Source organism: Mycolicibacterium parafortuitum, from assembly GCF_002086815.1.
Taxonomy (GTDB): domain Bacteria; phylum Actinomycetota; class Actinomycetes; order Mycobacteriales; family Mycobacteriaceae; genus Mycobacterium; species Mycobacterium parafortuitum.
The window spans coordinates 333,404-347,904 of sequence record NZ_MVID01000004.1 but is presented as its reverse complement, the minus strand read 5'-3'; the positions used below and the strand labels follow the sequence as shown (position 1 = coordinate 347,904).

Below are 14,501 nucleotides of genomic sequence, written 5' to 3'. Positions count from 1 at the left end.
ACCCCCACCACCCCCGGCAGCATGGGAAGCCCGAGCACCCCTTCCGGGACTTCCTCGCCCACAAGCCCACTCAGCACATCCGGCCCGTCATCCTCGGGTAGTCCGAGCGCATCCGGGTCTCCCAGCGGCCCCTCGTCGTCGGGGTCCGGCTCGCCATCGGCAGCGTCACCGTCCACCGGCGCCTCGACCGCTCAACCGTCAAACGCCTCTGCGGCAGGCGCCGGGAAAGCTCAACCCACGCCGCTGCAGCAGGTGATCAATCAGGCACCTCCGCTGGCGTCGTCTGCACCGGCACAACAGCCGACGTCTGCGCCCCCGCCGAGCCAGCCGGCAGCCGCGGCTCCGCCTGCCGGGACGACCCCCAGCGGCGCGGTTTCCGGCGTCTCCAGCTCCGGCGGTCCCGCACCGGTTGGCGCGCCATCGGCACCTGGCGGCCCCCCGCCAGCGCCCCCGGTGCCGCTCGGGCCTCCCACATCACCCGCCCCACCGGCGCCTGTCCCACCGGGAGTTCCCGGCTCTGCTGCCGGCGCCGTGGGCCCCGGCGTCGCTCCCATGTCGGCGACCGGCGGTGGCGGCGCGGCCGCGGCACCCATTCCGGTGTCGGCGGCCCGCGCGGAGCGCGACGCGATCCTGTCCGCCTCGACCGCCAATGCGCTGCGGCGCAAGAACAATGGCGGCGATGCGTTGCAGCGAGCCCGGCACATCGCCGCCGCCCTCAACGTCGGCGTGATGGACTTCGGATTCTTCTGGGTCACCGCCGTGACCACCGACGGCACCATCGTGGTGGCCAACAGCTACGGCCTCGCCTACATCCCCGAAGGCGTGCGCCTCCCCGAACACATCCGGATGGCCTCCGCCGACGAATCCGTCCCCGCAACCGAACGCGCCCGCTGGGCCACCTACCCCATCCTGGCGGTGCAGGCCTGGGCCCAGCACCACGACCAACCACTGCGCGCGGTGGTCGCGACCGAGGAGCAGTTCGCCAGCTTCGATCCGGGCGTCGCCAAGATCGTCCTCACGTCGGAGGACATCCCCGACAACGGCACCATGCAGGGCCGCGATCGGCTTGAGGTAATCTCCCCCAGTGCGGCTCAACTACTCAAGGACACAGGCGATTTCGGACTGAACGATCTGCTTCCTCCGCCGCCGGCCGACCTCGAGGCACCCGCAGACCAGAGCGCGAGGCTGTGGTTCGAGGTGACCAAACCTCTGATGAGCACCAATCCCAAGCGCTCGACCGCGCATCTGAAGGCCTTCATCGCCTACGCCGACCACGCCCAGGAACTCGCCGTCCACCGGGCACACACCGCAGAAGAGCCCGCCGACCAGCGCCAAGCCATCGCGGACTGGGTCTACTGGCAGCACCTCGCCGTCCTGATGAACGAGGCCGTTTCCGCCGACACGCCCGCGTAGGTACCGTCGGTACCGATGACGTTGCCACCTCGCCGACCCACCTTCGGGTCCAGTGACCGCAAGGACCGCATCGTCGGCTCCGGGGCGCTGCTCCTGGCGATACTGATCACGGTCACGACCTTGTGGGTCAGCCGCGGCGGCGACCAATCTCCCCCGCCGCCTGACGCGCCCCCGCCGTCGCCGACTGCCACCGCCGAGATCTCAGAGTTCGCCAGCGCGCACGACGACGACCCAGTCACGCTCCTCACCCGGGAGCCCACCTGCGCGGACTGGGAACCCATCAACGAGCGCCTCAAGACCGAACTGGCCAACGGCTGGCTGGAGCGCGACCCGACGGTGCCTGGCAGCGCATGGACCGCCGCGCAGCGCGAACAGCATCTCGAGGTCGCCAGAGCGCTGCGCGCCGCGGCCGACAACACCGCCCCGTTGGCCAAGGCGACCCCGCACCGGGTCATGCGCGAGCTCTACGGACAGCTGATCGCCTACTGGCGTTCCTACGCCGACGCGGTCGACCGATACCGTCCGCCAGCCGACCACCTGGCCCTGGCCGCCACCCACGCCGCTGAAGCGATCAACGGTATCTGTGCCGCAATTGATTTCGGCGCCGCAGGGGACCGCAGCCCGCTGGTGGTGCCGGGCCCACCCCCGGTGCCCGACATGCCGCTCGGTGATCCCGACACCCCGACGAGGTACATCACGAAGTCGTCGCCGTTCTGCTCCGAGTGGGTGACCATGGTGGCCGACTACGCCACGGCCACCACCGAGTGGCGCGAACGGCACGACCCGAACGTCCCGGCTCGCTACTGGTCCCCGGAACAGCGGAAACTGGCCGACGATGTCGCCGGCGTGATGGAACAGAACGCCGATCGCGCCCAGCTACTCGGGCTGCTCAGCGGCAACCTGATCGCCGCGGACTTCGCCGCCCTCTCCGCGCAGTATCGTCGGGCCTACGCCGCCGCGCTGCCGGATTTCGCCCTTCCCGACATCCATCTCGACAACACCGCGCTCAGGCTGCAAGCGCTGACAAACCAAGCCTGCCAAGCGGTTCAGCAGTGATCACCGTGGCGCGGGAATCTCGACACCGTCGACGTTGCGTGCCGAATCCTCGTCGGTGGCGTCGTACGCGTTCGCCGAACTGACCAGGTCCGCACCGAATTTGCGAGCGGCGACTGCGATACCTGCGACTTCCGTCGCCACCGTGGTCTTCGCCGCGACGCACGCCGCGGCGGTCTTGAGCTGCGGCACCGCCGCAGCCGCATCAGCCAAGAGGGTGTCGGGCTGCAGGCCTGCGATCTGCTCGGCGGCGGAGACGAACACCTCACCGGCCCTACGGAGTTCGCTGGTGTCGACCTCAAGTTTGTCGGTCACAAGTCGATCCTGCTGTCAGGTTCGGGGGCGCGGTGCCGTCCGGGGCGTAGCGGCTCACTCTCGCGTTCCTGGCCTTCGCGTTCCGGAGCGCGCTCGGCATTCGGTTCGCCGCCGGCCGCGCCGTCGTCTTGCTGCGCGTCAGGTCCGGCTGTCCCCGATGTCTGCGCCAACGCTTCGGAGCCTCCGTCGGTGCTCTGGCCGAACTGGCCCACCAGCTGTTGAATTTGTTGTCCACCCTGCTGGACGCCTTGCATGAGTGGTTGGCCTGCCTGTGAGACGGCCTGCGGCGCTGCGGCTGCGGCCCCCATCATCTGCATCGGGAGGCCCATCATCTGGCCCATGACGTCGCCACCGGTCCCACCGCCCGCAGCCGGGTTCGCCGACCCTCCGCCCGGCGGTGTCCGGCCCGCGTTCTGCAGCTCTTCGTGGACCGCAGCCGCGATCCGTTGATCGGTGTCCGCGTAGGCCCGGGCCGAATCCACGACGTTGTCCGCGGTCGTCTTCGCCTCCGTCTTGATCAGCGGCAGCTGGGTCATGACCGGGGTCTCGACCGCCGGTATCTGTCCGATGATCGCCACCGACAACGGATCGGTGCCGACGGGCATGAAGGGCGCTGGGGCGGCAGGCAATTGACCGGCCGCAGCCGACATCGCACCGCCGGCGGCGGCCAGCTGCTCCGGATCAACCGAGAGCGGCGGTGTTCCGCCTGTGACCATATCGACCTCCTAGAATCGGAAGTTCCGCAGGACGTCGTACACGCCCGCGATCCACAACAACAACGGGATGACCGCCGCGATCGTCGCGCCGTCGAGCAGTTCGAGGATGCGCTTGGTCACCGGCGAGATCCGCCGCACCCCATCGGTCGCACCCACGATGACGACGGCCACCAGGGCCACCGCGGTGTAGATCGCCAGGAACAACCAGGCCTGCTCCGGGTACCACAGGCACAGCCTGACCATGACCCCCGACGGGATCACCACGGCCGCCGCCAGCAGCGCCCACGCACACCAGCGATCGGCGTAGAGCCGGGACCGGAACCCGCACAGCACGGTCACCAGGCCGGCGACGATCATGCTGTGCCCGAAGAAGTGCCCCTGCACCACGATCGAGATCGCGCCGACCGCCAAGACCAGCGCTCCGGCGGTCAGGAAACCGATCAGCAACCGCTTGGCCAGTCGGCTGCGCTCGGTCAGCCGCGCCGCGGAGTCGGGCACCGACGCGATGATCGCCTGCCACGTCTCCGACTCCTCCGAGGCGTCGGTGGTGGCGACCGGGTCGAGCAACTCGTCGTTGGTGACCGTCTCACCCGGGGCGGGTATGGGCGGCAGCGCGATCCGCGCGACCGCGACGGTCATCTTCGCCGCGTTGGTGACCACGATCAGCCCGAACGCGATCGCCCCTGCCGGAACCCAGGCGTTCCACCCGTATCCGAACGCGACGGCGGCCATCGTCAGCGCGAGGGCCGCCACGGCGAGGAAGGCCGCCACCTCCGCTCTGCGCCGGGGGCCACCGCGGGTGGCGAGCACCATCAGCAACACCAGTGCTCCGGCGCCGGCGATCTGCGGCGATCCGAGGGATTCCACCCCTTCCGGCAGCGGCACCGCCAACACGACGGCGCCCACGAGCGCGACCGCGGAAGCCACCAGCAGACTTTCGGCGATGTCGAGGTTGCCGAACCTCCTCTGGGCCAGCGCGCCGCCACCCATGAGCCCGACGCCGAGCACGCCCAGCGCCGCGGACCACCACCAGTCGTGACCGGTCGACGCCCACGACAGGATCGACACGATGGTCAGCAGCAGAGCCGCCAGCGGGAAGACGAGCCCGACAAAGCGGTACAGGGCACCGCGGTCGAACTCGGGGGTCTCGTCGAGCACCGCGATCGCGTCGATCACGTCCTCCACGAGCGGGCGGTACCGCTCGGTGCGGCTGACCGACACGACGGTGAGCAACGAGCCGTCCACGACGCCCGCGTCGTCGAGCGACTCCGTCAGCTTGATCGGCGGAGCACCCGGCCGGGCGAACGACCAGACCCCCTGCGCCCTGAAGTCGAAGCCGGCCAGCACATCGGTCGGGGTGTCGGTCAGGATCTCGCCCAGCACAGCGACGGTCTCGTCGACGTAACTCTCGATCGGCGCGGCCGAGGGCAGCACCAGGTCCGTCATCCGACGCCCGGTCAGCACCGTGACCCGGGTGGTCGACGGGCGGCCCGGCGCGGTGCCGGACGTGGTCGGGGCGGTGGCGGTGGCGGTCAACGGCGTTCGAGCCTGTCGAAGTCGTCCGACAGAGCAGCAGCGAGTTCGACCACCCTGCGGCGGAACGCTTTTCCGAGCAGATCGAGCTGGATCTCGGTGCCCGCGGCGATGTGCTTGTCCCACGGCAGCACGATCACCCGGCCCGCGGGGACGTGCCGCTCGAACTGCTGCACGAGGTCTTCGACGTCGATGTTCGGCGTGCCCGGCGTCACGTGGTTGACCACCACGCACGACCGCCCGAGTAGATCCTGGTAGCCGTTCTGGCGCAACCAGTCCATCGTGATCGCGGCCTGACGCGCACCGTCGATCGACGCGCTCGCGACGATCACCAGCCCCGACACCGTCGACAGGACGCCGCGCGCCCCCGGCTGGAACAGCCCGGCGCCGCAATCGGCCAGCACCAGGTTGTAGTAGCGCGACACGATGTCGGTCGCCGAGCGCCAGTCGTCGTCGTTGAACTCCCGCCGCGCGGCGCTGTACTCCTCGGAGGAGAGCACTTCGAGATTCGACCCGTTCATGCTGGTGTAGGCGCGAATGTCGTTGTAGCGGTGCAGTTCTTGGTCGGACAAAAGATCCGCGATGGTGGCCGCCGACTGCCTGCCGGCACGGTCGGCGAGATTGCCACCGTCCGGATCGGCATCGATGGCCAGGATGCGGTCACCGCGGATACTGGACAGCGCCGAGCCCAGCGCGACCGTCACCGCGGTCTTGCCGACTCCGCCCTTGAGTCCGAAAACCCCGATCTGATAGGAATCGCGCGCGTTGCGCCGGATCCGGGTGAACAGATCGAGCTCGTAGATCTCATCGGGCGACAGCCCGAGGTTGATCCGGGTCATCACGTAAACCCAGTGACGCCAGCCGCGTTGCGACGGCATCTTGACCACCGACCGGACGCCGACGTGAGCCAGCGCGTCGATGGCGCGGTGGTTGCCCATCGATGCCGCGGACGCGGTCTGAGGTTGCGCGGGCACCCGCTGATCGGCGCTGTCCCCGTAGTAGTGCGACGGCGGCGGTGCCGGCGCGGTCCGGGGCGCGGGAGGCGGCGTTTGCCGCTGCTGTTCGTGCCGCGCCCCGTTCGGAGCCTGCGGTGTACGCATCATGCCGTTGTTCGGGACGCGCTGGGACGCGTGCGCCGGCACCGGTTGAAGTTGACCGGTGACCTGGCTGGGGTTCTCGGTCTGCCAGGTCTGGTGCGGCACCGACGCCGTCTGCGTGCGGGCATGCGCGGCGGGCGCTGACGAGGGCGCATCAGCGGATGATGCTGTGCCCTGGGGCATCACGCCATCGCGGCCGGCTGGTGGCAGTTCGCGGTTCGGCTCCTCGTCGACCGTCTGGACGGCGTCCGGGGAGTGGAAGAGCCGGTCATAGTCGGCCGACATGGTTACCTCTCAATGTTCTCGGTGATGGAACGGGCGGCACACCGTGGGCGATACGGCTAGGTGAATCGATCGCCCACGGCGTGCTCGGTGGTCAGACGAACTTTCCCCGGTTCCCCTCGTTGGTCATGTACATGTCGTCGCCGCCCGTACGGATGGCGTTCGACAGGCTCTTCAGTGCCATGTTCAGCTCCTGGGAGCTGTTGTCCCAGCGGTTCTGAACGCTCTGGTAGGCCTCGGAGGCGGTGCCGCCCCACACCGCGGCCAGCCGCGTCACCGCGGCCTTGCCGTCCTGCAACAGTCCCTCGGTGCGGCCCACCGCTCCCATGATGTCGTCGGCGTCGGTGGCGATACCGGCGAAGTTGTATTCGATTGACATATCAGCTCTCCGTATCTGTTCGGTCGTGGATCAGAGGTCGCGGGACATCTGTGCGGCCAGGCCCTGGGCGATGTCGTCATCGCGGACGTCGTAGTCGATGCCGCTGCTGTGGACGTTCTCCGAGATCTGCGTCAACAGATCGATCTGCTGACGGGCGGCTTCGGAGAACCGCTGCAGCGCGGCCTGCACCGCCGGTCCCGACGCCCCGCCCCTCATGTTGGCCGAGAGGGCCGTCGCGGTTCCCTCGACATTGCCCAGGATCCCCGTCAACTCGCCGGAGATCCGGTCGAAATTGCCGGCCTCGACGACCAGTTGCGCGGTATCCGCCTGCATACCCGATGACATGTGCTGACCTTTCTGTTGAACCTGTGCTTCGGTTACCTGCGTGCTCGCCTACGGCGAGCCCTCCCGACCCAGGTGGCCGGCAAGTCTGTTGGCGACGTTCACCATTCGTCGTCCTCGTCTTCGCTGAGATCGTGTTCGAGCGGTGCGGGGACGTTCAGCCCGGGCTTGCTGCCACCGCCGCTCTTTCCGCGCTGGCCCAACATGCCCATCGGCCCGCCGCCACCCATCGCGCCGCCCCCGACCGGGGCCACGCCGGCGCCGGCGCCCGAACCCGCCCCGGCACCTACCGCCACCGAGGCGGTGGGCTGCTGTCCGGAGCCGACCAGGCCGGCCATCAACGGCGTCTGCGGCGCGGAGCCCCCGGCACCGGGCAGCGACGCCGCACGGATCAGGCCCGCGCCGGTCGCGGGTCCGGTTCCCCCGATCGCGGGATGGTTGGAGAACGGCGTCGCACCGAGCATTCCGACCTGAGCACCCTTGTCGCCGTTCATCATTCCGCCGAACAGTGACGACATCTGCTGCAGTGGCTGGCTGAGTTGCTGGAACGGCTGGGTGACCCCCTGCATCATCTGCTGAGGCAGCTGCCCGAGGCTCGATCCGAGCTGGGACACCATCTGCATACCGTTCTGCATCCCCTGCTGCGGCGCGTCCTGCAGGAGCCGCCCCTCGTCGGCCTGCGGCTGCATCCTTCCGGCGTTGTGTGCTGTCGCCTCCATCCGCCCGGCAACCTGGTTGGCGGTGTCCAGCTTGGCGGTGGAGCTGACCTTGGAGATGATCGCGTTGCGCATCACCGCTTCGCTCGCACCGGGTGCGGCGCCGGACATCGCCGTTGCCAGGGCGCCTTCCGAGCCCGTCGGAACGGTAATCGGCTTCGGCGGCGCCACCGGTTCGAACGTCGTGTTGAGCACGGTCTCGGTTTCGTACGCCGTCATCACCGCGGCGGCCTGATTCCACATCCTGACGTAGTCCGCCTCGTTCAGCGCGATCGGGATACCGTTGACACCAAGGAAATTGGTTGCGTTCAGCGTCGCGTTGGTGACGTGGTTCAGCTCGATCTCGGGTAGCTGCGGGGTGCCGGTGGCCGCAACAGTCCACGAACTCGCCTGAGCAGACGCCTGCAACGCGCGCTTGTGAGCCTGCAGCGAGAGCATGCGCAACCACAGCACCATCGGCATCGCGGCCATGATCGCCTGCTCGGCGGCGGCTCCCTGCCAGTTCTGCGCCAAGGACGCCAGGCTGGAGGCCAGTTCGTCGGCTTGGGTTTCCAGGGATATCGCGAACGCTTCCCATCCGGCCGCGGCCTGAAGCATCGGCACCGCACCCGCACCCGCCTGAAGGCGTGAGGTGTTGATCTCGGGTGGAAAAGCCACCCAAGACGGTGGGACCGGGATACCGATGTTGGCCATGGGCTCAGCAGACTCGAATGAGGCGTTTGCCTAGATGAGCGTCGTGCCGATCGCCACGTCGGTCGCCTCATAGGCGACCGACGATTCGATGACAGCGGCGCCTGCGCGGGCGATCTCCTGCTGGGCCAGCGCGTTGATCCCGAGGGTCTGCACACCCTCGGACGCGAAGCTCAACGCCGCGGTGGCCGAGATCTCGTCGACGCCGGCCGGGGCCAGGGCGCTGACCTCGGCGGTCGCCGCCGTTCCGAAGCCGAGGCCACGTGCCCCGTTGGCGGTGACCTGGCCGCCGATTCCTGCGGCCGCCGGATTGTGCGCAAGTGGCTGCATTTGCTGTCTCCTCATATCGTGAAACACATTGATGTATTTATCTTTGGCAAAGATGCTGGCGCAGAATCATTCGCAATTTTTACTGTAGGGACAATAATGGTTCGCGAGAGCGCTATTTGATTTGCTGGAGTACCGCTTCACCCATATTAACCGCATTCCGCAGGGGGTCAGAACACTTATTCTTCGGGTGGATCCACATAGGCTGCCTGGATCACTTCCTTGGCGTCGGGCGTCACCCAGAACGCCTGCCCAGGGGGCCGTTTCTTGACGATGATCTCCCTCGACGGGAAATCCTGTCGCTCCCCGGACAGGAACATCGTCGGCGTTCCCGACCCGTACGCCGCACCCACGAACTTGTCCATCGTCGCCCGGCTGGCATGGCTCATCTGACAGGTGACCACCAGGTGCAGCCCGATGTCCGCCGCCGCGGGCAGCAACGGTCCCAGCGGAGCCATCGGCGGCATCATGGCTCCCGCGGCCGTGATCATGTGCCAGTCGTCGACCAGCAGCACGATGTCGGGTCCTTCCCACCACGAGCGCGCCCGCAGCTGCGACGGTGTCAGGTCCGCCGGCGGCAGCCGCTTGGACAGGATCACCGCCAACGCCTTGATCGACTCCTCCAGAGCACCCTGGTTGCGGTTGATCGCTCCGGCCGGGAGAAGGTGGCTCTCCGGGACGGCCTCCAACAGGCCCGACCGGTAATCGGCGATCATGAACCGCACCTGCTTGGGACTGTTGCGCGCGCAGATCGCCTGGGCGATCGCGTGCGCGATCGTGGTCTTGCCCGATTTGGGCGCCCCGAAGATCAACTGGTGCGGCGTGCTGAACATCTGGTTGTTCGCCACCGTGAGATCCGCTTCCCGCAAGCCCACCGGGATCGTCCAGCGCGTGCGGTAGTCGGAGTCTGGCCCGGCTGGGTTCTGATCCATGTCGCGCAGATGAATCCGGCTGGGCAACACCCGGACCGGCGGTGCTTCGTCGGTGTGACGTGCCGAGATCTCCTTCACCGCGGCAGTCATCGCCGACACTAGGCCTTCGGCGCTATGCACGCCGTCGAGCCGGGGCACACCGATCATCAAATGGTGCTTCTCGGTCGACACCGCCCGTCCTGGCCGGTTCACCGGGATTTCCCGCGTGACGCGGTCGATCTGGGTCTCGTTGACATCGCCGAGGCGGAACTCGATCTTGGTGCCGAGGTAGTCGCGGATCCGCGCCCGCAGCTCCGTCCACCGCGGGGTCGAGATCATCGTGTGCACGCCGTAGGCCAGACCCTGACCGGCGATGTCCTGCACCGTCGGTTCCAGCGCGTCGAACTCCGCGGCGAACGCCGGCCACCCGTCGATCACCAGGAACACGTCGCCGAACGGGTCCGCCGACGCGGGATGGCTCGGGTCCTCGCGCATCGCGCGGTAGTCGGCGACCGATCCCACTCTGTACTGCTTGAACATTTGCTCACGTTGTCGCAGCACGGTTTTCACTTCGGCGACGACGCGATTGACCCGGTCGGGTTCGGCGCGGGTCGCGACACCTCCGACGTGTGGCAGATCCTCGACGTACATCAGGCCGCCACCGCCCATGTCCACGCAGTAGAACTGGATCTGCCTCGGGGTGTGTGACGCGGCGGCCGACAGGATGAACGTCTGCAGCAGCGTCGACTTGCCGGTCTGCGGGGCGCCGCCGATCGCGATGTTGCCCGCCGCCGTGGTCAGGTCGATCCCCCACACCTCCTGGCGGTGCCTGCGGGGCTCGTCCATGACCCCGAGACCGACCCGCAGCGGGCGCCGCTGATAGTCACGTGCGACCAGTTCGTTGACCGGCGTCGGCTGCGCCAGCGGGGGGAGCCACATCCGGTACGCGTGGTTCTCCCCGGTGGTCAGCTGCTCGAGCACCACCTCGCGCAGCACCTTCGACCCGGTGTCGATGCTCATCGGACCACGCTCGCGTCCAGGATCGGCGCCGTGGTGAACCGATGGATCCGAATACTGGTATCGGCGTGCGCGCCTGGTTCGCCGTCGTCGTCACCGGGCCCCACCACCGTCGGCGCGTACGGGTTGCCGGTGTACACGCTCTGGAATTTCACGGGATCCTCCATCCCCACCCGCAGGAAGCCCACACCGCTCTCCTTGTTGGTGATGTACTGCGCCTCCGGCGTGCCGATGACCGCCTTGGACTCCGCGGAGCTGGTGGTGCGCAGCGCGATTCGGTAGGTCAGGTTGGGTTCGAGTTTGTCGATCCGGGTGCCGCCGGTATTGAGCGACTGGGTGGCCAGCAGCAGATGCACCCGCAGGGATCGGCCCACGCGGCAGATCCGGTCGAACAACTGGATGAAGTCGGGGTGGTTCTGCAGCAGCTCGGCGAACTCGTCGACGACGACGAACAGCGTCGGCAGCGGTGGAAGATCCGCTCCGCGCTCACGGTGCTTCTCGTACTCGGCGACGCCCGAGAGCGCACCGGCGGCCCCGACCTCGATGCCGGCCTGGCGCAGGATCGACTGCCTGCGGTCGAGTTCGCCGGTGAGCACCTCACCCATGCGGCTGACGAGTTCGGCCTCCTCCTCCATGTTGGTCACCACCGCGGCGGTGTGCGGAAGCTTCTCCATGCCGAGGAATGTCGAGCCGCCTTTGAAGTCGGTCAGCAACAGGTTCACCTGGTCGGGATGGTGGGTCGCGGCCAACGACAGGATCAGGGTGCGCAGGAACTCCGATTTGCCCGAACCCGTGGTGCCGATCAGCATTCCGTGCGGACCCGCACCGAACTCGGCGCCCTCCTTGATGTCGAGGTACATCACGTCGCCGGTCTTGAGCTCATGCCCGAACGGGATCCGCAGTCGGTCCCGGTCGGTGTCGGCGAACATCCGCCACCGCGCCGGAGTCACGTCCTCCACCGATTTCGCACCGACGATCTCGTGCCACTCGGTGGCGACCTTCTTCTGCACCCGGGTGCCCTTGTCGATGATGGTTCCGGTGATCGACCATCCGGCGAGCTTGCGCGCCACACGTTCGGCCTGCCCCGGGGTCATCCGGTCGACGTCGCCGGCGACCAGCCGGAACGACGCTCCGGGGAGTTTGTCGTCGGCGGTCCCGTCGGCGGCGTTCACCCGGATCCGGTAGGTGGACTTGTGGTTGCCGAGCGTGATGACGGTGACGCCGGAACGGCCGTCCATCGGGAATCCCGCTCTGCCGCCGGTCAAGTCGATCACGATGACGTAAGGGCCGCTCGGTGTCGCATCGGCGGTGTGGGGACCGCGCGCGGTCAGGTCACCGAGGGCGTCCGGACGGGTGAACACCATCCGGGTGTGGCCGGCCGCGTCGGTGTCCGAATCGTGCTGCAGGTGCGGAAGCCATTTGAGCCACGCCCACGTCGGGTCCTCCGGGTCGTCGGTCAGGACCCGCATCTGCAGCATGTCCGGCGGATGGAACACCGCCAGGTGGCAGATCATCGCGGTGAGCAACTGCGCCGCGCCGTCGGGGTCGCCGCCGATAGCGATGGTGGGGAAGGTCTTCAGCTGCACCAGTTTCGGGCAGTCGTGGATCAGGCCGTGGGTGCGCAGGAACTTCGTGACCCACATATGGCTGACCGGTTCGAGGTGCGGTTGCGGCGCCCCGGCCGGGCCGGCGAGTTCGGCGCCGACGGACGGCTTGAGCAACCGGTCGACGGCGGGTTCTGAACCCAGGCCGATCCGGGTGGCCGCGTAGAAGTCGTTGTTCGAGGCCCTCGACCACTGCCGGTGCGTCCCGACCACGGACAGCAGGTCGTCGGGGTGCGGTGCGTGGTAGTTGAAGAACGAGACCTGCGCGGCCGCCGAGGACGTGACCCGGGTGCGCAACCCGGCCAGGTACCGCAGGTACTCCTTGCGGTCGGCGTTGATCTCGGGCATCTTCTTACCGCCGCCGCCACCGCCGGCCATCATGCCGACGGCGCCCATCACCACCATCATCGGCATCATCAGCATGTACGGCGAAAAGCTGCGCAAGCCACCGAAGATCAGGATGGCGATCATGCCGAGCATGCAGCCGCCCATCACCCACGGCAGCGCCTTCTGCATGCCCGACGGCGGGATGTCGACGCCGAGATCCTCGGGCGGGGTGACGTTGATCTCGCCCGGGGTCAGCCGGGGCCCGCGCTTGATGATCGGGGTGAACTTCCGGGTCGTCATCCTCCACCTCCGTTACCGGCCGCGGTCGCGGACTCGCCGCCGGCCCTGCGCGGGTTCGGGTTCGGGGCCACGGTGTCGTGTTCGACGAGGGCGCCCTGCTGCGAGAGCACGGGTCCGTCCACCAGCAGGCCCACCGCCTGCCACGGCGCGGTGACCGGTGCCGTCAGGCCCAGCTTGGCCGCGGTGTCCTGATCCGGCAGGCCGTAGCGGACGCCCTGCGGGTCGATGTAGTACAGGTTCTCGCCGTATCGCGGGTCCGGCGACTGCAGTTGGATGTACCGGCCGCCGTCGATGTAGACCGTCGCGTCACCGGTGATCTGGTCGATGCCAGTGGTCATCGCGGCGGGCGGCAGCGGAAGGCGGCGCCCGGCGATCACGGAGATCTCCGGCGCCTGGTCACCGGCCACGCGCTGCCACGACCAGCACAGCGTCGGAAGCTGTTCGCGGGACAGCACATCCATCGGCACCTCCGGAAGCGGGGAGTCGTACACCTGCTCGGGCACCCGGGCCACGGCGCTCGATTCCATCCCCGGCGGCTCGACAAGCCCGTAGGAGTTCGTCGCGCGCAGCGCGGCCGCGGTGGTGTCGTTGACCTTCGCGACGCCGGTGGACAGCACCACGTGGTGCTGGGCAGCGGCGCGGTCGTCCGGACCGGTCATCGTCGCGAACACCGAACCGATCACCAGTTGCGGCGGCAGCCCCAGCGTGTTCGGGGCACCGGCTCCCGGGATCACCGGCAGGCGCCACGGACCCGCGTCGGGCAGCGCGTTGAACAGCCCCTCGGAGATCGGGGTGGGCCGTGCGGTCACCGGGATTCCGACCGCCGAGGTCACGGCACGATCGGCGAGGTCGATGAGGTGCCTGCCCGTGGCGGTGACGAGCCAGTTCTGGTTCTCGTAGGTGACGAGCATGCCCTGCTCGGGGCGCATCTCGCCGACGGTCGCGTCCAGCGCCAGCGGGGTGACGAGCACCGAGGACTCCACGGCGGGGGCCACGCTGTCGGGCTTGATCGCGGTGTCGCACAGGCTCCACTGCGAATCCGCGGACGACGACACCGGCGTCGCGTACGGCGCGCCGGGGATTCCGACCGGCTGGCCCTTCGGCATCGTGTTCAGCTCTTCGGATTTCACCGCGACGGGTTCCTTGCCGTCACCGAGGATCAGCCGCGCCGAGGTCAGGTTGTACACGGGCCGCAGCTGGGAGCTGTTCGGCAGCACGAGGTAGAGCTGGTTGGTCGAGCGGTCGACGAGCAAGGTGTCCTCGCCGCGCTTGCCGAGCGGTTTGAAGTAGGCCAGCAGGACCGCGCCGACGCAGATCAGCACCGAGATGACGATGCCCGCGGTGACCGCGCGGCTGTAGAACTGCAGCGGATCGTCGAACATCCGAGTGTCGCGCCGCACGATCGCGTGTTCGACGCGGCGGAGCAGAAACCGCCAGCCGCTGACCTGAACCTTGGTGGTGAGCCTGAATCCCGCCACG

The 14,501-nt window shown here is 68.3% G+C and carries 13 protein-coding genes; 2 read left to right on the top strand and 11 right to left on the bottom strand.

Annotation, left to right across the window (positions count from 1 at the left end; all coding sequences use genetic code 11):
* Positions 1–552 precede the first annotated feature (552 nt).
* Positions 553–1,413 carry an EspK C-terminal domain-containing protein gene (locus tag BST38_RS08135; protein WP_083142742.1) on the top strand — a complete coding sequence of 287 codons (861 nt, stop codon included), beginning with the start codon at positions 553–555 and terminating at the stop codon, positions 1,411–1,413.
* A gap of 15 nt (positions 1,414–1,428) precedes the next feature.
* The gene (locus BST38_RS08130; RefSeq protein WP_083142741.1) at positions 1,429–2,469 is read left to right on the top strand and encodes an ESX-1 system-associated protein; all 1,041 of its coding nucleotides are present in this window, start codon (positions 1,429–1,431) and stop codon (positions 2,467–2,469) included.
* Here the strand turns inward: BST38_RS08130 and BST38_RS08125 are convergent, their stop codons facing one another.
* From BST38_RS08125 to eccB, 11 genes are all read right to left on the bottom strand, one after another.
* A complete protein-coding gene (locus tag BST38_RS08125) occupies positions 2,470–2,781 on the bottom strand; it encodes a WXG100 family type VII secretion target (RefSeq protein WP_083142740.1) in 312 nt (103 codons plus the stop codon). It abuts the gene before it with no gap.
* Positions 2,778–3,497 carry a hypothetical protein gene (locus BST38_RS08120; protein WP_083142739.1) on the bottom strand — a complete coding sequence of 240 codons (720 nt, stop codon included), beginning with the start codon at positions 3,495–3,497 and terminating at the stop codon, positions 2,778–2,780. The genes BST38_RS08125 and BST38_RS08120 overlap by 4 nt, the downstream gene beginning before the upstream one ends.
* A 9-nt stretch (positions 3,498–3,506) precedes the next feature.
* On the bottom strand, positions 3,507–5,033 hold the full coding sequence (eccD, locus tag BST38_RS08115) for a type VII secretion integral membrane protein EccD (protein WP_083142738.1): 1,527 nt from the start codon (positions 5,031–5,033) through the stop codon (positions 3,507–3,509).
* Complete coding sequence (locus BST38_RS08110) at positions 5,030–6,412, bottom strand: MinD/ParA family ATP-binding protein (protein ID WP_083142737.1); 1,383 nt, start codon at positions 6,410–6,412, stop codon at positions 5,030–5,032. Before BST38_RS08110 ends, eccD begins: the two co-directional genes overlap by 4 nt.
* Positions 6,413–6,503: 91 nt before the next feature.
* Positions 6,504–6,788, bottom strand: a complete 285-nt coding sequence (locus tag BST38_RS08105) for a WXG100 family type VII secretion target (RefSeq protein ID WP_083142736.1) — start codon at positions 6,786–6,788, stop codon at positions 6,504–6,506.
* A gap of 30 nt (positions 6,789–6,818) precedes the next feature.
* Entirely contained in the window at positions 6,819–7,133 is a 315-nt protein-coding gene (locus BST38_RS08100; RefSeq protein WP_237160700.1) for a WXG100 family type VII secretion target, read from the bottom strand.
* A gap of 98 nt (positions 7,134–7,231) precedes the next feature.
* Positions 7,232–8,539 (bottom strand): PPE family protein, encoded by a 1,308-nt coding sequence (locus BST38_RS08095; protein ID WP_083142735.1) that lies wholly within the window; start codon positions 8,537–8,539, stop codon positions 7,232–7,234.
* A gap of 30 nt (positions 8,540–8,569) precedes the next feature.
* The gene (locus tag BST38_RS08090) at positions 8,570–8,866 is read right to left on the bottom strand and encodes a PE family protein (RefSeq protein ID WP_083142734.1); all 297 of its coding nucleotides are present in this window, start codon (positions 8,864–8,866) and stop codon (positions 8,570–8,572) included.
* A gap of 176 nt (positions 8,867–9,042) precedes the next feature.
* Positions 9,043–10,794 (bottom strand): type VII secretion protein EccCb, encoded by a 1,752-nt coding sequence (gene eccCb, locus BST38_RS08085; protein ID WP_083142733.1) that lies wholly within the window; start codon positions 10,792–10,794, stop codon positions 9,043–9,045.
* Complete coding sequence (gene eccCa, locus BST38_RS08080; RefSeq protein ID WP_083142732.1) at positions 10,791–13,022, bottom strand: type VII secretion protein EccCa; 2,232 nt, start codon at positions 13,020–13,022, stop codon at positions 10,791–10,793. The genes eccCb and eccCa overlap by 4 nt, the downstream gene beginning before the upstream one ends.
* The gene (gene eccB, locus BST38_RS08075) at positions 13,019–14,500 is read right to left on the bottom strand and encodes a type VII secretion protein EccB (protein WP_083142731.1); all 1,482 of its coding nucleotides are present in this window, start codon (positions 14,498–14,500) and stop codon (positions 13,019–13,021) included. Before eccB ends, eccCa begins: the two co-directional genes overlap by 4 nt.
* Position 14,501 lies beyond the last annotated feature (1 nt).